Source organism: Embleya sp. NPDC050154, assembly GCF_044460165.1.
Classification (GTDB): Bacteria; Actinomycetota; Actinomycetes; order Streptomycetales; family Streptomycetaceae; genus Embleya.
Genome location: NZ_JBITJP010000003.1, coordinates 524,845 through 549,999, shown reverse-complemented (window position 1 = coordinate 549,999; position 25,155 = coordinate 524,845). Strand labels below are relative to the sequence as shown.

23 protein-coding genes and 1 riboswitch are annotated in these 25,155 nt (G+C 72.0%); of the genes, 12 read left to right on the top strand and 11 right to left on the bottom strand.

Features of this window, described 5'->3' with window-relative positions; translation table 11 throughout:
* The first annotated feature begins 376 nt into the window (after positions 1-376).
* From ACIBSV_RS09030 to ACIBSV_RS09000, 7 genes are all read left to right on the top strand, one after another.
* Positions 377-763: a hypothetical protein gene (locus tag ACIBSV_RS09030; RefSeq protein ID WP_395860776.1), complete on the top strand. Its 387-nt coding sequence runs from the start codon at positions 377-379 to the stop codon at positions 761-763.
* Positions 764-1,064: 301 nt separating this feature from the next.
* The gene (locus tag ACIBSV_RS09025) at positions 1,065-2,738 is read left to right on the top strand and encodes an alpha/beta fold hydrolase (protein ID WP_395860774.1); all 1,674 of its coding nucleotides are present in this window, start codon (positions 1,065-1,067) and stop codon (positions 2,736-2,738) included.
* 195 nt (positions 2,739-2,933) lie between these two features.
* Positions 2,934-3,446 carry a peptide-methionine (S)-S-oxide reductase MsrA gene (gene msrA, locus ACIBSV_RS09020; RefSeq protein ID WP_395860772.1) on the top strand — a complete coding sequence of 171 codons (513 nt, stop codon included), beginning with the start codon at positions 2,934-2,936 and terminating at the stop codon, positions 3,444-3,446.
* A gap of 182 nt (positions 3,447-3,628) precedes the next feature.
* Positions 3,629-4,393, top strand: coding sequence for a response regulator transcription factor (locus tag ACIBSV_RS09015; protein ID WP_395860770.1), 765 nt, complete (start codon positions 3,629-3,631; stop codon positions 4,391-4,393).
* A 44-nt stretch (positions 4,394-4,437) separates the two neighbouring features.
* Positions 4,438-5,898 (top strand): sensor histidine kinase, encoded by a 1,461-nt coding sequence (locus ACIBSV_RS09010; RefSeq protein ID WP_395860768.1) that lies wholly within the window; start codon positions 4,438-4,440, stop codon positions 5,896-5,898.
* 207 nt (positions 5,899-6,105) lie between these two features.
* Entirely contained in the window at positions 6,106-6,522 is a 417-nt protein-coding gene (locus tag ACIBSV_RS09005) for a hypothetical protein (RefSeq protein ID WP_395860766.1), read from the top strand.
* A complete protein-coding gene (locus tag ACIBSV_RS09000) occupies positions 6,519-6,752 on the top strand; it encodes a hypothetical protein (protein ID WP_395860764.1) in 234 nt (77 codons plus the stop codon). Before ACIBSV_RS09005 ends, ACIBSV_RS09000 begins: the two co-directional genes overlap by 4 nt.
* 137 nt (positions 6,753-6,889) lie before the next feature.
* On the opposite strand, the gene ACIBSV_RS08995 is transcribed toward ACIBSV_RS09000, so the two are convergent.
* Entirely contained in the window at positions 6,890-7,606 is a 717-nt protein-coding gene (locus ACIBSV_RS08995) for a GNAT family N-acetyltransferase (protein WP_395860763.1), read from the bottom strand.
* A 221-nt stretch (positions 7,607-7,827) separates the two neighbouring features.
* Positions 7,828-7,923 (bottom strand): putative leader peptide, encoded by a 96-nt coding sequence (locus tag ACIBSV_RS08990; protein ID WP_395860761.1) that lies wholly within the window; start codon positions 7,921-7,923, stop codon positions 7,828-7,830.
* Positions 7,924-8,153: 230 nt separating this feature from the next.
* A riboswitch (SAM riboswitch) is annotated at positions 8,154-8,265 on the top strand.
* Between the two features lie 35 nt (positions 8,266-8,300).
* Here ACIBSV_RS08990 and ACIBSV_RS08985 point away from each other — a divergent pair.
* The 3 genes from ACIBSV_RS08985 (at position 8,301) to ACIBSV_RS08975 (ending at position 11,522) form a co-directional block, all read left to right on the top strand.
* Positions 8,301-8,483 (top strand): hypothetical protein, encoded by a 183-nt coding sequence (locus tag ACIBSV_RS08985; RefSeq protein WP_395860759.1) that lies wholly within the window; start codon positions 8,301-8,303, stop codon positions 8,481-8,483.
* Between the two features lie 383 nt (positions 8,484-8,866).
* Complete coding sequence (locus tag ACIBSV_RS08980) at positions 8,867-10,093, top strand: LLM class flavin-dependent oxidoreductase (protein ID WP_395860757.1); 1,227 nt, start codon at positions 8,867-8,869, stop codon at positions 10,091-10,093.
* A gap of 61 nt (positions 10,094-10,154) precedes the next feature.
* Positions 10,155-11,522 carry an NtaA/DmoA family FMN-dependent monooxygenase gene (locus ACIBSV_RS08975; protein WP_395860755.1) on the top strand — a complete coding sequence of 456 codons (1,368 nt, stop codon included), beginning with the start codon at positions 10,155-10,157 and terminating at the stop codon, positions 11,520-11,522.
* A 66-nt stretch (positions 11,523-11,588) separates the two neighbouring features.
* Here ACIBSV_RS08975 and glpK read toward each other — a convergent pair whose 3' ends face one another.
* The 4 genes from glpK to ACIBSV_RS08955 form a co-directional block, all read right to left on the bottom strand.
* On the bottom strand, positions 11,589-13,103 hold the full coding sequence (gene glpK / locus ACIBSV_RS08970) for a glycerol kinase GlpK (protein WP_395860753.1): 1,515 nt from the start codon (positions 13,101-13,103) through the stop codon (positions 11,589-11,591).
* Between the two features lie 78 nt (positions 13,104-13,181).
* Complete coding sequence (locus ACIBSV_RS08965) at positions 13,182-13,991, bottom strand: MIP/aquaporin family protein (protein WP_395860985.1); 810 nt, start codon at positions 13,989-13,991, stop codon at positions 13,182-13,184.
* Between the two features lie 44 nt (positions 13,992-14,035).
* Entirely contained in the window at positions 14,036-15,736 is a 1,701-nt protein-coding gene (locus ACIBSV_RS08960; protein ID WP_395860983.1) for a glycerol-3-phosphate dehydrogenase/oxidase, read from the bottom strand.
* A 187-nt stretch (positions 15,737-15,923) separates the two neighbouring features.
* Entirely contained in the window at positions 15,924-16,598 is a 675-nt protein-coding gene (locus ACIBSV_RS08955; RefSeq protein ID WP_395860751.1) for an FMN-dependent NADH-azoreductase, read from the bottom strand.
* 345 nt (positions 16,599-16,943) lie between these two features.
* Here ACIBSV_RS08955 and ACIBSV_RS08950 point away from each other — a divergent pair, with 345 nt between their 5' ends.
* Positions 16,944-18,110, top strand: a complete 1,167-nt coding sequence (locus ACIBSV_RS08950) for an alpha/beta hydrolase (RefSeq protein WP_395860750.1) — start codon at positions 16,944-16,946, stop codon at positions 18,108-18,110.
* A 236-nt stretch (positions 18,111-18,346) separates the two neighbouring features.
* On the top strand, positions 18,347-18,841 hold the full coding sequence (locus ACIBSV_RS08945; RefSeq protein ID WP_395860748.1) for an Asp23/Gls24 family envelope stress response protein: 495 nt from the start codon (positions 18,347-18,349) through the stop codon (positions 18,839-18,841).
* 94 nt (positions 18,842-18,935) lie between these two features.
* Here the strand turns inward: ACIBSV_RS08945 and ACIBSV_RS08940 are convergent, their stop codons facing one another.
* The 5 genes from ACIBSV_RS08940 to ACIBSV_RS08920 form a co-directional block, all read right to left on the bottom strand.
* Positions 18,936-20,027 carry a glycosyltransferase family 4 protein gene (locus tag ACIBSV_RS08940; protein ID WP_395860746.1) on the bottom strand — a complete coding sequence of 364 codons (1,092 nt, stop codon included), beginning with the start codon at positions 20,025-20,027 and terminating at the stop codon, positions 18,936-18,938.
* A gap of 315 nt (positions 20,028-20,342) precedes the next feature.
* The gene (locus tag ACIBSV_RS08935; protein WP_395860744.1) at positions 20,343-21,056 is read right to left on the bottom strand and encodes a tRNA-dependent cyclodipeptide synthase; all 714 of its coding nucleotides are present in this window, start codon (positions 21,054-21,056) and stop codon (positions 20,343-20,345) included.
* A 409-nt stretch (positions 21,057-21,465) separates the two neighbouring features.
* Positions 21,466-22,248: an SAM-dependent methyltransferase gene (locus ACIBSV_RS08930; RefSeq protein WP_395860742.1), complete on the bottom strand. Its 783-nt coding sequence runs from the start codon at positions 22,246-22,248 to the stop codon at positions 21,466-21,468.
* 157 nt (positions 22,249-22,405) lie between these two features.
* On the bottom strand, positions 22,406-23,320 hold the full coding sequence (locus ACIBSV_RS08925; protein ID WP_395860740.1) for an alpha/beta fold hydrolase: 915 nt from the start codon (positions 23,318-23,320) through the stop codon (positions 22,406-22,408).
* Between the two features lie 559 nt (positions 23,321-23,879).
* Entirely contained in the window at positions 23,880-24,851 is a 972-nt protein-coding gene (locus ACIBSV_RS08920; RefSeq protein ID WP_395860738.1) for a universal stress protein, read from the bottom strand.
* Positions 24,852-25,155 lie beyond the last annotated feature (304 nt).

The window sequence follows — 25,155 nt, the reverse complement described above, 5'->3', positions numbered from 1 at the left end:
GAAAATCACCCTTAGTAGCGCTAAGTAACACTTATGGGTGATCACCGCTCTTCGGGTCGGGAGCCGATCCCGCCGGTCGAAAGCGACCAACTCCGGTATTGCTGGGGTGAGTTGCGCGTCATCGGCGGTTTTCTCGGCCGGACGTGAAATGAGGCGCCCGTGGGCGGTGCCGACGGGCCGACGGAAGAACACACGCGCTCGAACAGCGAAGCGGATCAACCTTTGGCCGGGGTGACCGATGGGTCGGCCGCCGAAGCCCCCAATCGGCGGTCGGACCGCGCTACCATCCACCGGCCGTACAACCGCGTCCGGTCGTACATCCGAGTGGGGGACCGTGGTGCGTGGCGCCGGTGGGCGAACAGCGGGATCACGGAAGGTGTTTCGGGTCGCGGGGGTGGCGGCGGCCCTGGCGGCCGTGTCGTGCGCCCCGGCTCCGACCGCGTTCGACGGGGCCGAGCACGACGTCACGCGGGAGTATCTGCGTACGGTCGCCGACGGCGGTTCACCCGCGGCGCTCTACGGCGCCTGCGCCGGTGCGAACGGCGCGGACGCGCATCGGATCCTGGCCGGCGAGGGGACCGGGTTCAGCTTCTCGCTCGTTGCTTCCACCCGGACCGACGACACGGCCACGGTCAACGTGAAGGTCACCGGACAGGACCATTCGGCCTCTCCCTACAACGTCGACCTGCGCCGGGAGAACGGGAAGTGGCGGGTCTGCGCCATGGGCCCGGGCCATATCTCGATCGACGTCGACGCGTTTTAGGCCCTGTCCGGCGGATCCTGGTGGGTCCGCGCCGCCTGGCACCGCGCCTCGCCGCACCGGAGAAACAGCCGAATACAACCACTATGCGGCTGCTTCCCCGGCACGCCGATGCACGGCATCCGCCCTTCGGGCTCCTTGCTGCGCTCACGACGCGGCCCGATCCACCACGATCCGCCGGACAGGGCCTGGTGCCGGGGCGGTGGGCGGGTGATCCCACGTGTTCCGGCGACGGGGAGCGGGCCGGTCTGCGATATTTCGCACGAGCCCGACCGCGCACTCCCGGAACGGAATCGGTGAAACCATGACACCCGACCGCCACGCCTTACCATCCGCAAACGACCCCACCCGCGCCTTCGTGCGTCGGGACCGTCCGGCCGGCCCGACCCGGCGGCGCGCGCTGCGTACGCGGGTCGCCGCGATCGTGGTCGCCGGCCTGTCGGTGATCGGGGCCGGCTCGGTGAACGCCGCCGCCGCGACCGCCGAGAGCGCACCGCCCACACCCACCCTGGCCTGGGCACCCTGCGCCCAGGACGCGACCTTCGAGTGCGCGAACGCCGCGGTGCCGCTGGACTATCGCGACCCCCGCGGGCGTACCCTCACCCTCGCGGTGATCCGACACCGGGCCGCGGATCCGAGCAGGCGGCTGGGCACCCTGGTGATGCAACCGGGCGGACCGGGCAACTCCGGGGTCGACTTCGTGCGCGGCAACCACGCCGCGCTGCCCGCCGAATTGCGGGACCGGTTCGACGTATTCGGCTTCGACGCGCGCGGAATCGGGCGCAGCGCCCCGTACGAGTGCTGGGACGACGTCCGCTACGCCCAGGAGATCGGGGCCTCGCCGGGACACCCGGGCCCCGACGCGTACCGGCGCGCGGTGACCACCGCGCGGGACTTCGACGCCGCGTGCGCCGCCAAGGCCGGCGACGTACTGCCGTTCATGGGCACCGACTACGTCGCCCGCGACCTGGACCTGCTGCGACAGGCCCTGGGCGAGCGCCGGCTCTCCTTCTACGGACGCTCGTTCGGCAGCTTCGTCGGCACGGTGTACGCGGACCGATACCCGGGGCGCGTCCGCGCGATGGTGCTGGACGGCGGGTACGACCCGGTGCGCTACGCGAACCGCCCCTACGAGTACGACCGGCCGCAATATCTGGCCCTCGACGGCGCGATGGGCCGCTTCCTGGACTGGTGCTCGGCCGACCCGACCGGCTGCGGGTTCGGCGGCGGCGACGCGCGCGGCGCCTTCGACCGGCTGGTGTCCGAGTTGGACGCGCGCCCGGTGGTCACCCCGTCCGGAGCGCTCGCCAACGGCTACACCCTGGTGTATCGACTGATGTTCAACATCAACGAGGGCAAGGCGATCTGGCCCGCGTTCGGCGCGGCGCTGCGGCAGGCGGAGCTGCGCGACGGTACGGCGTTCCTGCTTCGACCGCCGTCGCCGGCGAGCTTCGACTTCCTCACCGCGAACATCGCCGTCGAGTGTGTCGACCGCGTCTACCCGAAGGACCCGGGCCGACTGGAGCGCAACGTGCGGGCCAACGTCCGCGACGCGCCGCTGCTCGGCCCGGCCATCGGTTTCGGCCCGCCCACCTACGACCACAACCACGCCCCGGCCTGTGTGCAGTGGACCGGTGAGCGGGTCAGCCGACACCAGGGCTCGTACCGGGCGTGGGGCTCCGCGCCGATCCTGGTCCTGGGCACCACCGGCGACCCCGACACCCCTTACCGGGACGCGGTCGCGCTGGCGGATCGGCTGGACAACAGCCGGCTGCTCACCTTCCGCGCCGAGGGGCACACCGCCTTCGGCCGCAGTGCGTGTGCCAAGGCGGCGGCCACGGCCTACCTGACCGATCTGGACCTCCCACCGCGCGGCACGGTCTGTGCCGACGAGGTGGACCCGACCGCCGCGGCGGCGCCCCGCGCGGAGCGGGCGGCCGGACCGGGCCGCGACGAAGGGTTCGACCGGATCGGCTGACCCGGATCGCCGACCGGATCGGCCGACCCGCCCCGGCCGACCGGACCGTCGATCCGGATCGGAGCCCCCGGGGCCGGGGCCGGGGTCGATACGATGAAGGTATCCAGCCCCGGCCCCGGCGACCGGCGGGAACACCCGCCTCGCGTCGCTTGTTCTCTTCCCGGGTGAGTAGTCGAGGCAGTCAGGAGTTGCGACATGAGTGCTCAGGTGGAGAAGGCGGTTCTGGCCGGCGGATGCTTCTGGGGGATGCAGGACCTGATCCGCAAGCAGCCGGGGGTCACCGCCACCAGGGTCGGCTACTCGGGCGGCGACGTCCCGAACGCGACCTACCGCAACCACGGCGACCATGCCGAGGCGATCGAGATCCTCTTCGACCCCTCCGTGACGACGTACCGCGACGTCCTGGAGTTCTTCTTCCAGATCCACGACCCGACCACCCGGGACCGGCAGGGCAACGACATCGGCCGGAGCTACCGTTCGGCGATATATTTCGCCGACGAGCAGCAGCGCGCGACGGCCATCGAGACCATCGCGGACGTGCAGGCCAGCGGCCTGTGGCCGGGTGACGTGGTCACCGAGGTGGAGCCGCTGGGCGACTTCTGGCAGGCCGAGCCCGAGCACCAGGACTACCTGGAGCGCTACCCGCACGGCTACACCTGCCACTTCCCCCGCCCCGGCTGGAAGTTGCCGCGCCGTACGCACGCCTGACCCGCAATCCTCGCGCCCCGCACCGTACGGTGCGGGGCGCGAGGTCGTTCGGCCGGGCCCGCGCCCGGCGCGGTGGGTGGAACTGTCGGCCGACCGGTCGCGTCCCCCACCGCGGATCCACGTGCGGATCAACGTAGAGTCTCCCCACCTCCGGGAGGCCGGCGAACGCGGGACGGCACACGATGACCACGACACCAGGTATCGACGACGAGCATCGGCCCCGGGACCCGGGCGATCCGCCGCGCGTCCTGGTCGTCGACGACGACCCCGCGATCCGCCGCGCCCTCGAACGCGGCCTGCGCTTGGCCGGCTACCACGTGCTGCTCGCGTCGGACGGAGCCGCCGCGCTCGACCTCACGGGCAGCGCCGAGCGCCCCGTGCCGCGGGCACCGCACGCGATCGTGCTGGACGTGGCCATGCCCGGCCGCTCCGGCATCGAGGTCTGCGCCACGCTGCGGGCCCGAGGCATCGAGACCCCGGTCCTGATGTTGTCCGCCCGGGACGAGACGGCCGACCGGATCACCGGCCTGGAATCGGGCGCGGACGACTACCTGGTCAAACCCTTCGACCTGCGCGAACTCGACCTGCGGCTGCGGGCGCTGCTGCGCCGCCGCCCACCGGAGGCCGCGACGGACTCGGTGCTGCGCGCGGGCCCGCTCGTGCTGGACCGCGCCGCGCACCTGGCCACCCACGACGGCGAGCCGGTGAACCTGACCGGCCGCGAGTTCGCCCTGCTCGACGTGTTCGTGCGCAACGCCGGCCAGGTGCTGACCCGCGATCAACTGCTGGCCCGCGTCTGGGGATACGACTTCGAAGTACGCACCGACGTGGTCGACACCTTCGTCAGCTATCTGCGCCGCAAACTGGAGGCCGGCGACCGACCGCGCCTGCTGCACACCGTGCGCGGCGTCGGCTTCGTGCTGCGGGTGCCGGACGGCCGGCGGTGACCGCCGCCCCGGACCGGGCCCGCGAAACGCGCCGTAGACCGGCCATGCGGCTGTCCACCCGGATCGCGCTGGCGGTGGGCGTGCTCGTCCCGCTGCTGGTGATCGCCGCCGGAACCCTGGTCGTCCGGTGGGTCACCGCCGATGTGACCCACCGTCAGGACGTGGCCCTGCGGCAGCGCGCCGACCATCTCGCACCCGACGCGCGGGCCCTGGTGCGTGCCGTGGAGAACGAGCGGGAGAACGCCGTACGAGCCCGGGAGAACCGGCTGCTGGACGGTGCGCTCGACCTCGGCGTACGGGTCGAACTGCCCGGCGGCCCGGTGTCGGCCGGGCCCCAACCGCCCGCGGGCGTGTCGCTGCCGGACGCGAGGCGCCGGAGCCCGGTCACCGTGCGTGCCGGCGGCAAGGCGTGGCGCATGGTCAGCCGCCCACTCGGCGCGAGCGGCACGCTGCGGGTGTTCCAGCCCACCTCGGAGACCGACGCGCGCACCGCGCTGCTGCGCCGGCGCGTGTACGTGGTGGCCGGATTCGCGGTACCCGTCTCCGCGCTCGCCGGCCTCGCCGTCGGCAGCACCGCCACCCGGTCGTTGCGGGCGCTGCGGCGGCGGGCGGCCGCGATCGAACCGGACGACGCGGCGCGCCCGGACGTGCACATCGCGTCGGGGGTCGCCGAGGTGGACGATCTCGGCCGCACGCTCGCGGCGGTCCTGGGTCGCTACGACACGCAGACCGCCCGGACCCGGGAGGCGCTGGAGACGGCCCGGGCGTTCGCCGCGACGGTGGACCACGAACTGCGCGGACCGCTCACCGGCATGCGCACCGACCTGGACGTGCTCGCGACCTACCCCGAACTGGCGCCGGCCGAGCGTACGGAGATCGTCGCCGACCTCACGGCCGGGCAGGAGCGGATCCTGTCGCTGCTCGCGTCCCTGCGCGCGCTCGCGCAGGGCGATCTGGCCGACGGTCAGTCCTTCGAGCGGGTCGATCTCGGCGAACTGGCTCACGCGGCGGCCCGCGACGCGCGCACCCACCGACCCGACGCGGACGTGGTCGTGTCCGCTCCGAAGGACGAGGTCCGGATCGACGGCCTGGGACCGGGGCTGCGGCTGCTCCTGGACAACCTGATCGGCAACGCGCTGGTGCATGGGCGCGGACCGGACGGCGCGGTCTCGATCCGGATCGGGGTCGAGGCCGGGGTGGACGGGGCCCGGATCCGGGTGGACGACGACGGACCCGGCATACCGGTCGAGCGCCGCGAGGCGGTGTTCGAGCGGTTCCGGCGGGGCCCCGACAGCCCCGGTGCGGGTCTGGGCCTGACCCTGGTCGCCCAACAGGTGGCCCTGCACCTGGGACGCGTCACGGTGGGGACCCCGCCGACCGGGCGCGGCACCCGCGTCGAGGTCGTGCTGCCGCTTCGGCGCCCGGACGTGGAGCCGAGCCGGACCCGGGGGATCCGGCACGACTGGTTGACTCGGGAACCGGCGGCACGGGCGGCCGGCGGCTGAACGCGCGGCCGAACCGGAAGTGGGACCGGCGCCGGGAGCGGTCACCGAGCGCCGGGTTCGGGCGCCCGGCGAAGGTCGGGCCGGCCACCGCACCGGCCTCACACGAAGCCCACAGGCAGCCCACAAGAACCCCACAGAACAGGGTCATACCGTCGCGGCACGCCACCTCGCACCGGAGTGGTGAACCGTGAACTCGGGAGAAGCACCATGTCTCGCCGTAACACCGCGCGAACCCGCGCACCCCGCCGTCTCGCGACGCTCGGCGCCCTCGCGGCGCTGACCACGATCGCCGGCCTGGCCGCCGCCCCCGCCGCGCAGGCCGGCCCCATGCCCGGCGCCGACAAGCACAAGCCCGCCATCTGCAAGCGGCTCCCCGCGATCGACACCCGGCTGGACAAGGCGATCGAGCGGCTGAACGGCGCCGCCGCGGTCAAGGGGTCGATCGCCCACCTGCAAGAGCGGATCGCCACCGCGGACCGGCTCGACCGCCCGGCGGTGAAGACCTACCTGAACGACAGGTTGACCACCCGTCAGCGCCTGCTGCCCGAACTGCGGCAGCGCAAGACCGATCTGGCGAACGTGAAGACCTGGTGCGACGCGCGGCAGCCTGCCGCCGGCAAGTGACCGGCGCACCTCGTCGGGCCGGTGCCGCCCTGATCGCGGTCCTCGTGCTGGGCACCGCGCTGAACGCGTGCGGTGGATCGGACGACAGCGGCGGCGGACCGGTCCCCGCCGGCACCCGCGTCGCTCCCACCGGCGCACCGACGGACCCGGCGGCCATCCTCGCCGAGGCGGAACAGGCGGCCGACCGGGCCGACCGGGACGCCGACGCCCCGGAGACCCCGCCGGGCTGACCGGGCGGGCCCGGGCGCACACCCGACCTCGAGCACCCGGCGTCGCGCACATCAGCGGTACGCACACCGGCGGGCCGCACCCGATCGTGGGCGGCCCGCCGGCCCGCCGGCCCGCCGGGCCCTGAACGACCTCGCCGCTAGCCCCGCGCCACGCCCTCGGCCGGCTCGTCGGCCGGAACGCGCACGGCGACGAAGGCCGGGGTGCGGCGCAGTCGGAAGCCGAGGGACTCGTACAGGCGGATGGCGTTCACGTTCTCGGCCGCGGCGTGCAGGAACGGTGTGTCGCCACGTGCGGTGATGTGCGCGACCAGCGCGAGCACCAGCCGGGTGGCCAGACCCCGTCCGCGCCGGGTCGGATCGGTGCACACCGCGCTGATCTCGGTCCAGCCGGGCGGGCGCAACCGTTCCCCGGCCATCGCGACCAGCGCGCCGTCGTGTCGAACGCCCAGATACGTGCCCAGTTCGATCGTGCGCGGCAGGAACGGGCCCGGTCGGGTACGGGCGACCAGATCGAGCATCTCGGGCACGTCGGCGTCGGTGAGCCGGACGAGCGAGTCGTCGGGTATGCCGAAGACCGCGTCACCCACCAACTGCACACCGCGCATCCGCATCACCACCTCCCACGCCGCGGGCGGCCGCAATTCCTCGCCGTCGGCCAGCGGTACGACCGCACCCGGGCCGGCGAGCGCGGCCAGATCCGCCCAGTCCGCCGGACCGGGGTCGTCGGGCAGAGCCATGAACGGCGCCACGTCGGCGCGATAGCGCACGACCCGGCCCTTGCGTTCGGCCAGCCCGGCGTGCGGGCCGGTCAGGGACGAATAGGCCACGTTGTCCAGCACGCGCACATCGTTCATGGCGTGCCGATCATCGACCGGGCTCGGGACATCGTCGATCCACTCCGCTCTCGCGTCACCAGGGGAGGAAGGGCCGGATCGGCCGGTGCCCACGCGCCCGATCGGGCGACGCCACACCGAACACCCTTGGCCCTGCCGGGAAAAGGCCGCTGCGGGCACGTCGAGGGACCGACCTGCCGATCCCCTCGGGACCCGCCGGCCACGGCACCGGTCGGAACGGCTCAGCGGGAGCCGGGCAGGCCGAGGCGACACGCGGCACTGCTCACCCGCAGCAGGTCGATGTGCCTGCGGGTCGCCAACCGGATCCTGGCCTGCATGATCGGCAGGCTACGAGCTTGATCGCGCCCCGTCAAAGGGCTTCCACGGTGTGACACCGCGACCCGCGTCGCCCGCAGCCGCGCCGGATCCGCCCCTTCGGGGCGCCGATCCGGGAGCGGCAAGAGGCATGCCCGGCCGCGTCGTTGCCACCGTCCGGGTCGATGGACAAGACCCGGCGGGCTGCGTTAGCGTCGCGATGTCGGCCGATACCGGTCGGCGCCGCAGTACGTGTCACGAGTGCCGACATCGAGCCCCGGCTGGTCGGCCGGCAACCCTCCTTCGCGACGGGGTGCCCCGGGTGAGGACACGGCCGCGCGTCACTCGCGGGGCAATCGCGGGGCCCGCCTCGACGGGCCCGGGGCAAGGGGACGATGTCATGAGCAGGTGCGTGATCGCGGTGGAGCACCGCGCCGCCACCATGCCCGCCGTCCCGACTTCGGCCGGCCGCCGGGAGAGCACGATCGGCACCCGCGGGCGGCGCGCGACGTCGCCCCGGACCCGGCTGACCCGGCGCCTGTTCATCGATCTGCGCCGCTCCGCCGGCTCCCTGTGTCACTGATCCACTAGCACCCGCCACCCCGAGCCGTACGCGCCGCGAAGCCGCGGCACCGCCCGCCCGAGGTCGCGTCACCGTGCCCGTCCGCCGTCGAGCCGGCTCCGCCATGGACGCCTGCTCCCGGACGAACCCGCCCTGAAATCGCGAGTGTTCGGCACCCGCCGAACGCTCGGGAGCGGGCGCCCACCCGCCGCCGGGCACCCATGAGACCCCTTCCCGGCCGACCATCGCACGGAGCAGGCCGCCGGGCGATCGGCCGCGCCGTGTCGTGCCGCCCGCCCGTGACTCACCGTCGTCACCCGCGGTCGTCCCCATCGTCACCGCTCGCCGCTGCCACTCACTGTCGCCGACCACCGTCGTCATCCACCCGAAAGCGAGATTTACCGATGACCACCCCGAACACCCCCGTCCCCACCCCCCTGCATCTGGCCCTCGCGCTGGACGGAGCCGGTTGGCATCCCGCCGCCTGGCGCGAACCCGACGCCCGCCCGGGGGAGTTGTTCACCGCCCGCTACTGGACCGACCTGGTCGCCGAGGCCGAAGCGGGCCTGCTCGACTTCGTCACCATCGAGGACGCGCTGTCACCCCAGTCCACCCGCTTCGACGGCTTCGACGCCCGCACCGACCAGGTCCGCGGCCGGCTGGACGCGGTACTGATCGCCTCCCGCGTCGCGCCGGTGACCGAGCACATCGGACTGATCCCGACGGCGACCGTGACGCACACCGAGCCCTTCCACGTCTCCAAGGCGATCGCCACGCTCGACTACGTCGGCCTCGGCCGCGCCGGGTGGCGTGCCCAGGTGTCCCGCCCGGCCGAGAACACGCACTTCGGCCGCCGCGAGCACGCGCCGTTCTCCATCGAGGACTACCACCGACCCGAGGTGCAGGCGGCCGTCGCGGAGAGCTTCGCCGAGGCCGAGGACTTCGTCGAGGTGGTACGCCGACTGTGGGACAGTTGGGAGGACGACGCGGAGATCCGCGACGCCGCCACCGATCGGTTCATCGACCGCGACCGGGTGCACTACATCGACTTCGTCGGGTCCAGGTTCCGGGTCCGCGGGCCCTCGACCGTGCCGCGCCCGCCCCAGGGCCAACCCCCGGTCACCGTGCTCGCCCACTCCACCGTGCCGTACCGGCTCGGCGCCCGCTCGGCCGACGTCGTGTACGTGACGCCGCGCGACCACGACGACGCGCTCGCCATCGTCACCGAGATCCGCACCGAACAACGCGCCGCCGCACGCGAGTCGGAGACCGTGCACGTCTTCGGCGACCTGGTCGTCTTCCTCGACGACACCGCGACCGCGGCCCGCGAGCGCAAGGCCCGGCTGGACGACCTCGACGGCACCGAGTACACCAGTGACGCACACGTGTTCACCGGCACCGCGGCCGAACTCGCCGACCTCCTCCAGGACTGGCAGCGCGCCGGCCTGACCGGATACCGCCTGCGCCCGGCCGCGCTGCCGCACGATCTGCAGGCGATCACCCGCGAGTTGGTGCCCGAACTGCAACGCCGCGGCGTCTTCCGCACCGAGTACACGGCCGGTTCGCTGCGCACCCGACTCGGCCTGCCGCGCCCGGCGAGCCGCTACGCGACGCCCACGGCCGCGGCGTGACCCGCGCCGAGTCCACCAGCCCCACCGCCGTCCCGGCAATCGTCCGAAGGGACCCATCCCGATGAGCACGTCGCGCAAACAGATCATCCTCGGCGCCTACGTGGGAGGCGTGAACCACCACACCGTGTGGTCCGACCCCGAAGCCGGCAGCCAGATCGACTTCTCCTCCTTCAAACACGTCGCGCAGACCGCCGAACGCGGCCGATTCGACTTCTTCTTCCTCGCCGAGGGCCTGGCCCTGCGCGAACGCCTGGGCCTGATCTTCGACCAGGACATCGTCGGACGCCCCGACACCCTGCCCGTGCTCACCGCACTCGCCGCCGTCACCGAACACCTGGGCCTGATCGGCACGGTCAACGCCACCTTCAACGAACCCTACGAACTGGCCCGCCAGTTGAGCACACTCGACCACCTCTCCGGGGGCCGAGCCGGCTGGAACGTGGTCACTTCCTTCGACGCCTTCACCGGCGCGAACTTCCGCCGCGGCGGCTTCCTGGACCGCGAGGACCGCTACACCCGGGCAGCCGAGTTCCTGGCCGCCGCCCGCGAACTGTGGGACTCCTGGGCGGCGGACGCGGTGGCCGCCGACCGGGCGGCGGGCGTCTTCCTGCGCGATCCCAAGGCCGGCGAATTCTCGTTCACCGGCGAGCAGTTCGACATCGCCGGCCGGTTCGGCACACCGCGCAGCCCGCAGGGCCGGCCGGTGATCCTGCAGGCCGGCGTCTCGCCGCAGGGTCGCGACTTCGCCGCCGGCGGAGCGGACGCGATCTTCTCCCCGTACCACCGCTTGGACGAGGCCCAGGAGTTCTACCGCGACATACAGGCCCGGGCCACCCGCCTGGGCCGGCCCGCCGGTTCGGTCAAGCTGCTGCCGTCCGCGTCCTTCGTGCTCGGCGAGAGCGAGGCCGACGCCGTCGAGCGGCACCGCGACATCACCCGGCGCCAGATCGGCGGACGCACCGCGCAGATCCTGCTCGAGACGGTCTGGAACCGCGACCTGTCCGGCTACGACCCGGACGGACCCCTGCCCGACGTGGAACCCGACCCCGACGGACCGCCGGTGATCCGCGGTCGCGCCCGGATCGCCGAGGACGCCCACCGCAGGGTGGCCGAGTGGCGCGCACTGGCCGAGGCCAACTCGTACTCGCTGCGCGACCTGGCCATCCACGTGTTCGGCCGCACCGAGTTCGTCGGCACCCCGGAACAGGTGGCCGAGCGGATCGACACGTTCGTGCAGCAGGACGGCTCGGACGGATTCATCCTGGGCTCGCACCTGACCCCCACCGGCCTCGACGAGTTCGTCGACAAGGTGGTGCCGCTGCTCCAGGAACGCGGCTCGCTGCGCGCCGAGTACACCGGCGGCACCCGGCGCGAGAACCTGGGCATCGGGCCGGTCCGGGAGGAGGGCGCCGCGGCACGCGTGGCGTGAGACCCGGTCGGGTGGATCGCGGCGCCGCCCGCCCGGGCGACCCCGCGATCCACCCGACGGCCGGCCTCACCCGTTCGGCACCCAGTCCAAGGTGCGCTGCACCGCCCGCTTCCAGTCCGCGTAACCGCTCTCCCGGCGCTCGCGGTCCCACTCCGGCTCCCAACGGGCGTCCTGGTTCCAGTTGGCCCGCAACTCGTCGGTGTCGCGCCAGAAACCGACCGAGAGACCGGCGGCGTACGCCGCGCCCAGCGCGGTGGTCTCCGGGACGGTCGGCCGGATCACCGGCACCCCCAGCACGTCGGCCTGGATCTGCATGCACAGGCTGTTCTCGGTGACCCCGCCGTCCACCTTCAGCACGCTCAGCCCCACACCCGAGTCCTTGGCCATCGCGTCGACCACGTCACGACTCTGATAGCAGATCGCCTCCAACGTGGCCCGGGCGATGTGGCCCACGTCGTGATAGCGGGCCAGGCCGACGATCGCGCCGCGCGCGTCGCTGCGCCAGTACGGCGCGAACAGACCGGAGAAGGCCGGCACGAAGTACACCCCGGCCGTGTCCTGGACCTGGCGGGCCAGCGTCTCGCTGTCCGCGGCCTTCTTGATGATGTGCAACTGGTCGCGCAACCACTGCACCGCCGACCCGGTCACCGCGATCGAGCCCTCCAGGGCGTACACCGGATCCTGCCCCGCGAAGTGGTAGGCGACCGTGGTCAGCAGACCGTGCTCGGAGCGCACGATGCGGTTGCCGGTGTTGAGGAGCATGAAGTTGCCGGTGCCGTAGGTGTTCTTCGCCTCGCCCTCGGCGAAACACACCTGCCCCACCGTGGCCGCGTGCTGATCGCCCAGCGTGCCGGTCAACGGGATGCCCACGAGCGGACTCGTGTCGGGCGACTCGCCGTAGCCGTCCGGGTAGCCCGACGGGCGAATGGTCGGCAGCATGCTCCGCGGGATGTCGAAGAACGACAACAACTCCTCGTCCCAGTCCAGCGTGCGCAGATCCATCAGCATCGTGCGCGAGGCGTTGGTGACATCGGTGACGTGCACCCCGCCGCGGACCCCGCCGGTCAGGTTCCACAACAACCAGGTGTCGATGGTGCCGAAGATCGCGTCGCCCCGCTCGGCGTCTTGGCGCACCCCGTCGACGTTCTCCAGGATCCACTGCACCTTGCCCGCCGCGAAGTAGGTCGACGGCGGCAGGCCCGCCTTCGCCCGGATCACCTCGCCCCGGCCGTCCTGCTCCAACGCGTGGGCGATCCGGTCGGTCCGGGTGTCCTGCCACACGATGGCGTTGTGGTACGGCCGGCCGGTGCGCCGATTCCACACCACCGTGGTCTCGCGCTGATTGGTGATGCCCAGCGCGGCGAAGTCGGCGGGCGTGAGGTTGTACTGGTTCAGCCCACTGGAGATCACCGAACGGGTGCGCTCCCAGATCTCCACCGGGCTGTGCTCCACCCACCCCGCGCGCGGCATGATCTGCCGATGCTCCAACTGCTGGCGTCCGACCACGTTGCCGGCATGGTCGAAGACCATGAAACGGGTGCTGCTGGTGCCCTGATCGATTGCCGCGACGAAATCCGCCATCTCCAACCCTCCACTGTGGCGACGCCGACCCCGGTGCCGTGGCCGCGCGACGTCGGATCTGCCCGTTGCGTACGTCGGTCAGTCGGCTTCGACCACTCTGCCCGGCGGTTGCTCCGCCGCGGGCAGGAACGGCGCGATCAGCCGTTGATACAGGGCCGCCCCGATCAGGCCACCGAGGAACGGTCCCACGATCGGCACCCAGAAGTAGAGATTGCCGTACTGGTCGCGCCAGGCTCCGCCGTACCCGGTCAGGAAGCTGGCCAGCCGAGGACCGAAGTCGCGGGCCGGATTGATCGCGTAGCCGGCGTCGGTACCGAACGCCATTCCGATCGCGACCACCAACAGGCCCGTCAACAACGCACCCAAATTGGCCTTGGGCGCGGTGTTGAGCACGTCCGTGAGTGCCATGATCACCAGCAGCAGGATCGCGGTACCGATGATCTGGTCGCGCAGCGCGCCCCACTCGCTGACCGGGAATGTGCCGTTGCCCGGCAACGTCGAGAAGACGGTCTGCGTCTTGATCGTGTGCCCGGGGTCGGCTTGGGCCAGCACCTCGGTGTAGTTCCAGCGCACCAGCAGCGCCGCGACGAACGCCCCGGCGGTCTGGGCGACCGCGTACGGCGCCACCTTGTGCCACGGGAAGCCGCGGAAGGCGGCCAACGCCACCGTCACCGCCGGATTCAGATGCGCGCCCGAGGTGCGGGCGGCGATGTACACCCCGAAGGTCACCCCCAGACCCCAGGCCCAGGCGATGCTGTCGTGATCACCCAGGTCCGCGGCCACGACCTGGGCCACCACGCCCGTGCCGAACAGGATCAGCACCATCGTGCCGACGAACTCGGCGATCAGCTCACCCCGGAGCGCCCACCGTCCACTCGGCGGGGACACCGGATCCACCCGCCGGGCTCCGGTGTCCCGCGCCTCGCCCGAGCTCACGGCGCCGGGACGATGTCGGGGGCACCGAGCCGTGCCGCGTCGGCGGTCAGGTCGTCCGGTTGCCGCTGAGCGTCGCGTTCGGCCTCCACCCGTTTGCCGTAGTGCGCGATCTCGTCGAGGATCTGCTGCTCGTTCCACCCCAGCGGCCCGGCCATCAGGCGCGCGGCGATCTCCGCCGCCTCCACGCCGCGATCCCAGGACTCGATGGAGGCGCGGGTGCGTCGGGTGAGCACGTCGTCCAGATGGCGCGCGCCCTCGTGGGTGACCGCGTACACCACCTCGGCCCGCAGATAGTCGTCCGCCCCGGGCAACGGCTTGGCCAACTCGGGATCCTGCTCGATGAGTTCGAGCACCTCGCCGATCATCGAGCCGTAGCGGGACAGCAGATGCGCGATGCGGGCCACATGCAGTCCCGATGCCTTGGCCAGGCTGTGTCGGCGATTCCGCAACGCCTGGTAGCCGTCCGCGCCCAACAGGGGCACGTCGTGGGTGACCGACGGGCCCGGATACGCGCCGTCCAGCGTGCGAACCGCCTCGTCCACGGCGTCCTTGGCCATCACCCGATACGTCGTGTACTTCCCGCCCGCGATCACCACCAGGCCGGGCACGGGATGGGCGACCAGGTGCTCCCGGGACAACTTGCTGGTCTCGGCCGCGTCGCCGGCCAGCAGCGGACGCAGCCCCGCGTACACCCCCTCCACGTCGTCCCGGGACAGCGGCGTGGCCAGCACCCGGTTGACGTGCTCCAACAGGTAGTCGATGTCGCGCGAACTCGCGGCGGGGTGCTGCTTGTCCAGGTCCCACGGCGTGTCGGTGGTCCCGATCAGCCAGTGTCGACCCCACGGGATCACGAACAACACGCTGGCCTCGGTGCGCAGGATCAACCCGGACCGCGAGTTCACCCGATCCCGCGGCACCAGCACGTGCACGCCCTTGGACGCGCGTACGTGGAACTGGCCCCGGGTGTCGGCCATGGCCTGCGTGTCGTCGGTCCACACACCCGTCGCGTTGATCACCTGCTTGGCGTGCACCTCCAACTCGCGGCCGGACTCGACATCGACCAGCGTCGCGCCGGTGACCCGTTCGCCCTGCCGGAGGAAGCCGGTGACCCGGGTCCGGTTGGCCACGTGCGCGCCGTAGGCGGCGGCCGTACGGGTGATCGTCATGGTGTGCCGGGCGTCGTCGACCTGCGCGTCCCAGTACTGCACCGCACCGATGAGCGCGTCCGCCTTGAGGGCCGGGACCTCGCGCAGCGCGCTGTGTCTGGTGAGGTGTCGATGATGGGGCAGCCCCCGGGAACTGCCCGAGGTCACGCCCATCGTGTCGTACAGGAGCACGCCGGCGCCGACGTACAGTCGCTCCCATCCGCGATGGGTCAGCGGATACAGGAACCTGACCGGTTTCACCAGGTGCGGGGCCAGCCGTTGCACCAGCAGACCACGCTCGCGCAGCGCCTCCTGGACGAGCCGGAAGTCCAGCATCTCCAGATATCGCAGGCCCCCGTGGATGAGTTTGCTGGAGCGGCTGGAGGTGCCGCTGGCCCAGTCACGGCCCTCGACCAGACCGACACTCAGTCCCCGGGTGACGGCGTCGAGCGCGCATCCGGCACCGACGACACCTCCGCCGACGACCAGGATGTCCAGTTCGCGGCCGGACCCCAACGCGGTCAGGGCATCTTCGCGGGCCTTCGGCGACAGGGCGACGGGCTTCACGTCGGACTCCTCGGCAGGGAAACGCTGGTCCCTACATTCGATGGCCTCCGCCCGCGCCCCGCACGTCGAGCGGTGCCCGGTTGTGGGCCGGGCGGAGTAACGGCCGACCGATCCGGGGCGCGGGCGGATCGGGTGAGGTGGGTCGTCGTCGACGATGGCCGGCACCGAACGGTCAGCGGATGTGCGACCGCGCCGGTGTGGGGGGCTCGGCGGACGACGCGGCCAGGGACGTCAGGGTTTCGTACGCGCGGGTCAGCGACTGTTCGGCCAGGGGCTTGAGAGCGGACATCGCGGGGACGGTGGTGGCCAGGGTCAGTTCGGCGTGGACGAACTCCAGGTCCTGAGCGAGGCCGATCGAGCGCAGTACGGCCCGCAGGTACGGCTCCTGGTGGTCCCAGCCCTCGCGCGGCGTGCCGGGCGCGTACGACCCGCCCCGGCTGGTGACGACGACCACGGATTTGCCCGCCAGCGGGCCGGGGCCGCCATCGGGCGTGACCATGTTGGCCGGTGTGACGACGCGGTCCAACCAGGTCTTGACCGTGGACGGGATCGAGTAGTTGTACATCGGCACGCCCATCACGACGGTGTCCGCGTCCCGCAGTTCGGTGTTCAGCAATTCGGTGAGGGCCCGCTCGTGCGGGGGTTCGCCGTGCTCGCCGCTGGGATCCAGGAGGGCTTCGCGGACGGCGTGGGTGATGTGCGGAACGGGGTGGGCCGCGAGGTCTCGGTGGACGTAGCCGCCGTCCGGGTGTCGAGCGCGCCACCGGGCGGCGAAGTGGGCGGACAGGTCACGGGATACCGAGCCGGTCCGGCGAATGCTCGCGTCCAGATGCAGGAGGGAAGGCATGTACGACCTCGAATCGGGTGTGGGAGGAGGCGGATCGGCGCCGTCCCTGCCGGGCTGCGGCGCACGATGACGACCGTAGGGATTGACGTCGGTGTCAGGGCAAGCCCGCTCGGCGGCGGAGCGGTGTCGTACCGCCGCCGGCGGAGATCGCTCGCCGGCTACGGCGCAGGTTTACCCGCGATGTCCACCGAGGACGGGACGACAGCCGGCGGCCGGTCGGCCAGGGTTGCGCCTGGCCGCGCCCGCGTGCGGCGGGCACCGCGATTCACCCGAGTACCAGGGGCTTTCATGGATGGAACCGACAGAACAATGGCACCGGCTCGACCGAGACGGAGCAGGCGTCGTGTGCGTCGCCTGTGGGGCGCGTTCGCCGTCGCGGCGGCGTTGACGCTGACCATGGTGGGCTTGCCGACGCAGGCGCAGGCGTTCCCACCGCCGCCCGCGCCCGCGTTGCCGGCGGCGAACTCGAACGGCATCACGGTCACCCAGTGGACGAACTCGAACCTGCTCAGCGACCGCAAGATGTTCGACGCCACGATGACCACCTCGGCCATCATGACGCCGCGCGGCGGCACCCCCACGATCGATCCCGTCAAGGTGCCGGTCAAGGTGCGGATCTGGTTGCCGGACGACTACGTGAGTGATCCCGCCAAGGCGTACCAGGTCCTGTATCTGCTGCACGGCGGAGCCGGGGACTTCGAGCAGTGGTCCAAATCGGACGCGGGCGACATTCTCGATACCATCGACCGCCGAACGTTCAAGGGCATCGTGGTAATGCCCGAGGGCGGCAAATCCGGTTGGTACACCGACTGGGCGGGCCACACCCGGGGAAACTTCGCCCCGATGTGGGAGACCTTCCACATGCGGCAGCTGGTGCCCTGGATCGACGCGAACTTCAATACGGTCGCCAACCGTTCGGGGCGCGCCGTCGCGGGCTTGTCGATGGGTGGGCTCGGCGCGCTCAGGTACGCGGCCGATTTCCGGGAGCAGTTCTCCGCGGTGGGCGCCTTCTCCGGGGGTACCACCCTGGATGACGACGGCGCGATGAATCGGGTGGCCGACTCGATGCTCGGCTATGGCGCGGCGACCTCCTGGAACGGTCTCATCGACCCGAACTACCGGGTGTACGGCAGCGCGTGGGAGCGTGCCGAGGCGGTCTACGGCCCGCGGGCGAACTGGGCCGCGGTCACCCCGGTCGGCATGGCCCAGGCCGGGAAGTACTCGGGCTACGCGGGCAAGTTCGCGATGTACGCGGGCGGCGCGGACGGGCAGGGGCATCCCAGCGGGCAGGGCGAGTCCGACATCAAGGCGTGGAACGACCAGTTGCGCGCGGCCATCGGCACGTCGTTCACGCCCCGGTACTGCACGGGGCCCGGCGAGCACAACTTCGACTACTGGCGCAACGACCTGCGCGACTTCGTGCAGTACGTGTACGGCGGCACACCGCCCGCGCATTGCACGGAGAACGGGCGTTCCGGCAACACGGGCAACATTCCGTGGGTTGCCGGCTGACCCTCGGCACTCGGCCCGGCCCGCACCTGTCGGCTCCTCGACGGTGCGGGTCGGGCCGGCGCGCTCCGGATGGTGAAGCAAGTCGGCTGTCTCAAAACGGAGTTCGGCCTGAGGCAGGTGCTGCGCGGACGAGTCGGACGAGTGCGGGCGACAGGATTGAGCGTGGGAACGCGGGGCAGACGGGCGGACACAGTGCCCGCGACCGGCGGGCGCGAGCCGGAGAGGGGTCGCGTGTGATGCCCGAGCTGAGGGACGTGAGGGACACGGCGGCGGTTTCGCGGGACGTCACGGTCGGGGGGCCACTCGTGCCGGGTGCCCCGGGGCGAGTGCAGCGGATGCCGACGGCCGACGCGGCGCGCGGGCGTACCGCGATCGCCGACGCCGTGGTCGCGAAGATCACCGGTGTGGCCGCGCGGGAGATCCAGGGCGTGTACGCGCTGGGCGGCTCGGTGGCGCGAGCGTTGGACGCGGTGCGACAACGCGTTCCGGGCGGCCGGCCGAACGTGGCGCACGGGGTGAGCGTCGAGGTCGGGGAACGACAGTGCGCGCTGGACCTGAACCTGGTCGTGGAGTACGGCGTGCCCATCGCCGAACTGGGCCAGGCGGTACGAGCGCACATCATCGAGACGGTCGAACGGCTGACCGGCCTGGAAGTGGTCGAGGTGAACATCGCCGTGGACGACATCCACCTGCACGACGGCGACCAGCACGCGTCGGCTCGGGTCGAGTAGGCGCGCGCTCGGTCGCGGCGGCCCGGTCCACGCTCGCGTACCCGCATCCGGCCGGGAGCGGCCGGTATTCGCGGGACTCGGCCCGGCCGTTCGCTCAGCCGTCGCGGTAACCTCGGCCGCGGGTACGGCGAAAGGCGTCGCGGTAGGCGGCGCGGACCGCGGCGGTCACGGCGTCGGCGTTCGCGAGCCGGGTCAGGCGGTCGTGGCCGGCCCGGCCCAGGCGTCGTCGTTCGTGCGGGTGGGTCAGGAGGGTGTCGAGGGCCTGGGCGAGGGCGGCCACGTCGGTGGGTTCGACCAGGACACCCGCGTGGCCGTGGTCGAGTTGGTGGGGGATGGCGCCGACCGTCGTGGCCACCACCGGTACGCCCGCGGCCATCGCCTCCAGGACGACCAACGGGGCGCCCTCGGTCAGCGAGGGCACGCACAGGACGTCCAGGGCGGCCACCGCCGCCGGGCCGTCCGTGCGCATACCCCGGAAACGCACCCGGTCGCCCAACCGCAAACGCCTGGCCAGCGCGTGGAGTTCGCCGCGCAGTGTGCCGTCGCCCACGATGGTGAAGGCTACTTCGGGATGCCGATCCGCGATTCGGGCGGCGGCGCGCACGAAGAACTCGACGCCCTTCTCGCGCTCCAACCGGCCCACCACGCCCACCGTCACCGGCGAACCGTCCCCGGACGGATCGGTCGCCATCGGGGGGCCGAACACCGCCGTGCCCACGACTCGGACCCTGGACGCGGGAACCCGGTCCACGGTGCGCAGCCGGTCCGCGATCTGTTCGGAGACGGCCAGCACCAGCGCGCATCGGCGGTACAGGGGCCGGCTGTAGGCGCGGGCGAGGGGGCCGCGCCAGGACGCCATGCTGTGCTCGGTCACCACGACCGGGACGCGGGCGATTCGGCCGGCGAGGGCCGCGGCCATCGTCGCGGCGTGCACGTGCGCGTGTACCAGGTCGAACCCGCCCGCCCGGACCAGCCGCGCGATCCGCAGCGCCAGCATCGGGCTGACCAGGCGGGCCACGCGGCGCCTGCCCAGCACCACGACGCGCACGCCCGCCGCGGCGAGTTCGGCGCCGGCCGGCCCGTCCTCGGTGCAGGCCAGCACCACCGCGTGCCCGTGTGCGGCCAACGCGACGGCCAGGCCCGCGACTTGTCGCTGCGCGCCGCCGATGCGCAGGTCGTCCACCACGAGCAGTACTCGTAGCGGTGCCCGCCCACCCGCGCGGCATTGCCCGCGCGGCGCCCCCCTGGCCCCGATCGTCGCCCCCCAAGTGCACGGCCGCCGCAGTGTCGCGCCCCCGTCCTACGAGCATGTCCCTTCTCGGGCGCCGGGGGAGGCAAGAGTCGAATCCGGACCGATCTCGACGAGGATCGGCCGTATTGTCTGCGGGGGCCGGAATCTATTGTCGGCCCGCACGGAAAACAAGACCCGTGCGTGCCGGGCAGGGGCGGTCGGCACGCCGTGCGCGCGGGCGTTCGATCGCCGGGGCCGGGGCCGTACTCGCTATTCCGAGCCCGCGCCGTTCGGTCCGGGGCGCGCGGAGTCGGCTTCGGGGGATCTCACCACGGCGTAGCCCTGGCCGGGCGCCGGGCGCAGTGCGGTGGACGAGCCGGAGATGAAGGGGGACAGCAGGTCCATCTCGCGGTGGTAGACGAACAGGGAGGACTTGGTGCCGAAGATGTTCGGCCCGTCCAGGACCAGGGGCAGCTCGGCTATCGCGTAGCCGACGGCCTGGTCGATCTGCTCCTCGGTCGGCTCGCGGCCCGCGAGGTGGCGGACCGCGGCGCGGGCGGTGCGGCGACAGGCGCCCCGGATGGCTTCGTCCGTGTGATACGCGTCGCGTACGCGCTTGAGACAGCGCTGGTAGGCGGGCCGCTCGGACAATTGTGTCCAACTGTGCAGGTGTAGGTCCGGGTCGGGCACCCCGGCGCGTTTGAGGCCGCGCCGCGCCGGCGCGCGTAGTCGGCCGACGGCGTAGCGTGCACGGCGGACGGCCTCCGCCGGTTGTGCGCCGGCAGCGGCCAGGGTGTGCGCGGCCTCATCGCCGGGAACGAACACGTCCACCCGGGCGAAGTTCGCGGATGCCCATCCGACCAGGGCCTCGACCACACGCGGCTTGTAGTAGCTGTTCCAGGGGCTGAGTCCGATCAGTACGTGCTCGGCACGTTCGAGGACACTCCGGCTTCCGTGGGTACACGGCCACACCACGAATCCCATATCGATCGACTCCTTCTTCCCGTTGCCTCAAGGATTCCACCGATGACCGATGACGCCCGCTCTCACGGCCGGCCGGCCCGACCGCGCGATATCGACGATCGGCGCGCGGGGGCCATTGATGTTGTTGACCGGGGGGCGTGTGTCGAACCGCTCACCATCGGTGGCGGACGCCGGTGTGGGGCCGAGAAGACGCGCAGACACGGCCGGGCCGGGCGTGCGGGCGCGGGCCGGGCTCGCGCGCGGCTGTGCTCGAGCGCTCGGCTCCATGAGCTCCGTGGGGTCCGTGCGTTTCATGGGCTCGATGGCGGCGCGCGGCACGGTGATGTGGCTTGGGTGCGGGCCGAGGCCACGCGCCGGTTCGGTGGCCTACCTCGACGGGGCACGGCCTGCCCGAGACTGCCGGCGTGGTTCAGCGCACGCGACCCATGGCCGCGAACATGTTCGTCTCCTCGACGCCCACCGGCGTTTCGCCCTCCGCGGGGCGCCAGTGCTGCATGGGCACCACACCCGGCTCGATCAGGTCGCAGCGGTCCGCGAACAGGGCCGCCAACTCGTCGCGGGAGCGCAGGTACATCGGCACGCCCCGGCGCGTGTACACCTCGGCCAGCGCGGTGGACCCTACCGCGAGGTCGGCGGTCGCAGCGGTGATGGCGAGGTAGCTGCCCGGTGCCAGGGGAGCCGTCAACTTCTCGATCAGGCCGGCGGCATCCTCGACGAACTGGAGCATCGCGATCACCGTCACCCCCACCGGTCGGCTCAGGTCCAGCGTCGCGCACAGTTCGGGCGTCGAGAACAGGAGGTCGGGCTCGCGCATGTCCGCCTCGACATAGGCCGTGCGGCCTTGCGGGGAACTGGACAGCAGGGCCCGGGCGTGCACCAGCACGATGGGATCGTTGTCCACGTACACCACGCGCGACTCGGGCGCGGTCTCCTGTACGACCTCGTGCAGATTCGGCGACGTGGGAATGCCGGTGCCGATGTCGAGGAACTGGCGTATGCCGCCCTCGGTGGCCAGCCAGTGCGCCATCCGTCGCATCACCGCCCGGTTGACCCGCATGCTCGTCCACAACTCGGGCCATACCTTCAGCGCTTCCTCGGCCGCCTCCCGGTCGGCGAGGTAGTTGTCCTTGCCCCCCAGGACGTAGTCGTACATCCGAGCCGAATGCGGAACCGTCGTGTCCACCTGAACCATGTCGGCCACTCCTGCCTTCCCACCGGTTACGCGCCGACATCGGTTCGCGTCCGGGCGCGCATCCAAGGAACGTATAAGCGCTTCCCGGATCGGACAACCGGCGTGGCGCATTCGTCCGCTTTGAACTCGGCATTCGTTCGCCAAGCCGTTCGCGGCCTCACCCGCTGCCACCCGCGCCGGTCGAGGAGCTGAGCGCGTGGACTGCGGCGGCGACCGCCTCGGGAGCGGAAATCATGGGCAGGTGGCGGGACTTGGGGATGATCGTCGGTGCCGGCGCGCCGATGCGCGCGGCGGTCTCGGTCGGGGTGCCCGCGTCGAAGACGTCGTCGTCGGCGCCGAAGACCACCGACTTGGGCACGTGCAGTTCGTGCAGTTGGGCCAACCGTCGGGCGGAGATGCCCAGGACCCCTTCGCCCAGCATGCTCCACAACGCGCCCTCGGCGCCTGCCACTTGGAAGGGGCGCCGCCATTCGTCGACACCCGCGCGGTCGAGCCTGGGACACTCGGGCCCGCACTGCGAGTCGTACATCCTGCGGATCAGCCCATCGACGCCGAGTCCGATGCGCAACAGGCTGGTTCGGAACGGATCGATCAGGACGTACTCGAGTGCGGCCGGTGGTCCGGCACCGGTGTCGAGCCCGTCGCCGTCCAGGAGCATCACTCCACCGATCCGCTCGGGTGCGCGCAACGTGGCCTCGGCGACGATCGCCGCGCCGCTGGAATGGCCCACCAGTATCGGTCGTTCGTCGGGGCCGCCCAGGCGCATGGCGTCGAGGAAGCCCAGGAGTTGGCGAGTCAGGTGGTCGACCGTGTACGGGCCGCGCCGTTGGCTGTATCCGTAGCCGGTGAGGTCGAGCGCGTAGACGCGATGATTCCGGGCGAGGATCGGCGCCGGCCGAGACCACGTGTCGACCGATTCGAAGGCACCGTGCACCAGCACGACGGGTGGTCCCGATGTGCCCCAGGTCTGGTAGCGCGTGCGTACGTCGGCGGCCTGAACGTAGGTCAGTCCCGGAGGTGGCGTGGCGCGATCGTCGGTGAAAGCGTTGTACGTGAACGACGCGATCGTCACGGCGACCAGCAGCACGGCGCAGGTCAGCGCGATGCGACGGGTCCACCGGCGTAGACGGGAACGCGGTGGATCGTCGGCGACCGGCGGTTTGAATGGTTCCGGCGCTTCGGACTCATCAGGTGTTTCGGGTTCGGTGGACTCGGTGGGTGCTTCGGGTGCTTCGCCCTCTCCGATCTCTCGGGTTTGCGCGGGTGTTTCGCCGCGTCGAGGGGCCGAACCGGTGGTCGTGGTCGCCGTGCCTTCCTCGGTGCCGGCGGTCTTGTCGCCGGTTGATGCCTGGTCCAAAGCGTGCGCCCCGTCGATGGATGAAAGCGCCGGAACCGAGCGGCCCGGACGCGTGGGCGAACCGGCGGGGCCGACGGTGCCGGCCGACGATCCGGTTCTCCTTCTCGCGGGACAACTCTCGCGTTCGGCCTCCCCTCGGCGCGTCCGACGCGAGGATGCTTTCCGGCACCTTCGTGTGGGGCAGGCCACGCGCACACGCATGCTCCCCGGGAGGTAGGCGCGAGGCGCGGACCATGGATTCGGGCATCGGGCCGGTCGCCGCCGGCCGCCGGAGTCATCCGGTGTCGGTCGCCTGCGGGACGATCACCAGGGGACCCGGGGCGTGGTGGATGAGGCCGTGGGTGACCGATCCGAGGAGCATGCCGCGGAATCCGCCCACCCCTCGGGTGCCCACCACCAGGCACAACGCGTCCTCGGCGGCGTCCGCGAGGGAACGGATGCGATGGCCGAGGATGGTGATGCGCTCCACGGGCACGTCCGGATACTTCTCGCTCCAACCGGCGAGCGTCTCGCCGAGCCGGATCAACCCCTCCTCGACCTCGGACTCGCTGCCGAACGCGGCGACCATGTTCGCCGTCGGCGGGCGTACCTGGACCGCGCGCAGCGAGGCGCCGCGTAGCGACGCGGTCTCGAAGGCGTAGCCGACGGCGCGTTCGCAGCCGGGCGAGCCGTCGATCCCGACCACCACCGTCGGCGGCACGCCGGCGGCGGCTTCGGGGCCGCGGACGACGGCCACCGGACACGGCGCGTGTGCGCTGACCGGGACGGCGATGCTGCCGGTCGTGAAGAGCTCCGCGAGGGCGGACAACCGGCGCGACCCGAGGACGAGCATGGACGCGGCGTGCGCCTCGGCCCGCAGTACCTCCACCGGCCGGCCCTCGACCGTCTCGGTACCCACCTCCAGTGCGGGGTGCCCCGTCGCGGCCACGGCCCGCGCCTTGTCCAACAGCGCGTCGTCGGCCGCGTGCCGGCGCTCGGCCCAACTGAGGCGGGGTACCGACATCCCGGCCTCGGGGTAGGTCTCGACCGACCAGTCCAACGCGTGGGCCGTACGCAATCGGCCGTCGTGGCGGGTCGACCGCGTCGAGGCATCGGCCTCCGCCGGGTCGACCGGCCATTCCGACGCGTGCACGAGCCGCAATGGCAAGCCGTGTCGTACGGCCTCGTCCGCGGCCCAGCCGACGGCGAGCATGCCCGCCGCCGAATTCTCCACTCCGGCCACCACGGGCCGACGTCCGGTTGTCATGACAGCTCCCGATCACCCTGGGGAATCCGCCTCGATCGCGGTGCTGTCTACCACTGTCTCTCGGCGAGTGCCCCGACGGCGCGGCCACCGCTCTCGGGACACCTGTGGGTCGCCGCGGCGTCGCGGTGGGTAGCCCGCCGGAGGCGGCCGTGAGGCGAGGAAGGCCGTATATCGGCGTCGTGTCACCGGTCGAACCCGTACGGTGAGGACCGTCGAGCCGAGCCGCCTTCGCGCTTCGGCGTCTTCGAGGGCGGCCCGTCCGGATCGGAGAGGGCGTCACGATGGGTGAAGAGAGGGCTGTGGG

Excerpts from the sequence above, each read along its gene's own strand:
- ACIBSV_RS09025 (WP_395860774.1), top strand. The coding sequence starts at position 1,065 with ATGACACCCGACCGCCACGCCTTACCATCCGCAAACGACCCCACCCGC.
- msrA (WP_395860772.1), top strand. The coding sequence starts at position 2,934 with ATGAGTGCTCAGGTGGAGAAGGCGGTTCTGGCCGGCGGATGCTTCTGG.
- ACIBSV_RS09015 (WP_395860770.1), top strand. The coding sequence starts at position 3,629 with ATGACCACGACACCAGGTATCGACGACGAGCATCGGCCCCGGGACCCG.
- ACIBSV_RS09010 (WP_395860768.1), top strand. The coding sequence starts at position 4,438 with ATGCGGCTGTCCACCCGGATCGCGCTGGCGGTGGGCGTGCTCGTCCCG.
- ACIBSV_RS09005 (WP_395860766.1), top strand. The coding sequence starts at position 6,106 with ATGTCTCGCCGTAACACCGCGCGAACCCGCGCACCCCGCCGTCTCGCG.
- ACIBSV_RS08995 (WP_395860763.1), bottom strand. The coding sequence starts at position 7,606 with ATGAACGATGTGCGCGTGCTGGACAACGTGGCCTATTCGTCCCTGACC.
- ACIBSV_RS08990 (WP_395860761.1), bottom strand. The coding sequence starts at position 7,923 with ATGCAGGCCAGGATCCGGTTGGCGACCCGCAGGCACATCGACCTGCTG.
- ACIBSV_RS08985 (WP_395860759.1), top strand. The coding sequence starts at position 8,301 with ATGAGCAGGTGCGTGATCGCGGTGGAGCACCGCGCCGCCACCATGCCC.
- ACIBSV_RS08980 (WP_395860757.1), top strand. The coding sequence starts at position 8,867 with ATGACCACCCCGAACACCCCCGTCCCCACCCCCCTGCATCTGGCCCTC.
- ACIBSV_RS08975 (WP_395860755.1), top strand. The coding sequence starts at position 10,155 with ATGAGCACGTCGCGCAAACAGATCATCCTCGGCGCCTACGTGGGAGGC.
- glpK (WP_395860753.1), bottom strand. The coding sequence starts at position 13,103 with ATGGCGGATTTCGTCGCGGCAATCGATCAGGGCACCAGCAGCACCCGT.
- ACIBSV_RS08955 (WP_395860751.1), bottom strand. The coding sequence starts at position 16,598 with ATGCCTTCCCTCCTGCATCTGGACGCGAGCATTCGCCGGACCGGCTCG.
- ACIBSV_RS08945 (WP_395860748.1), top strand. The coding sequence starts at position 18,347 with ATGCCCGAGCTGAGGGACGTGAGGGACACGGCGGCGGTTTCGCGGGAC.
- ACIBSV_RS08935 (WP_395860744.1), bottom strand. The coding sequence starts at position 21,056 with ATGGGATTCGTGGTGTGGCCGTGTACCCACGGAAGCCGGAGTGTCCTC.
- ACIBSV_RS08930 (WP_395860742.1), bottom strand. The coding sequence starts at position 22,248 with ATGGTTCAGGTGGACACGACGGTTCCGCATTCGGCTCGGATGTACGAC.
- ACIBSV_RS08920 (WP_395860738.1), bottom strand. The coding sequence starts at position 24,851 with ATGACAACCGGACGTCGGCCCGTGGTGGCCGGAGTGGAGAATTCGGCG.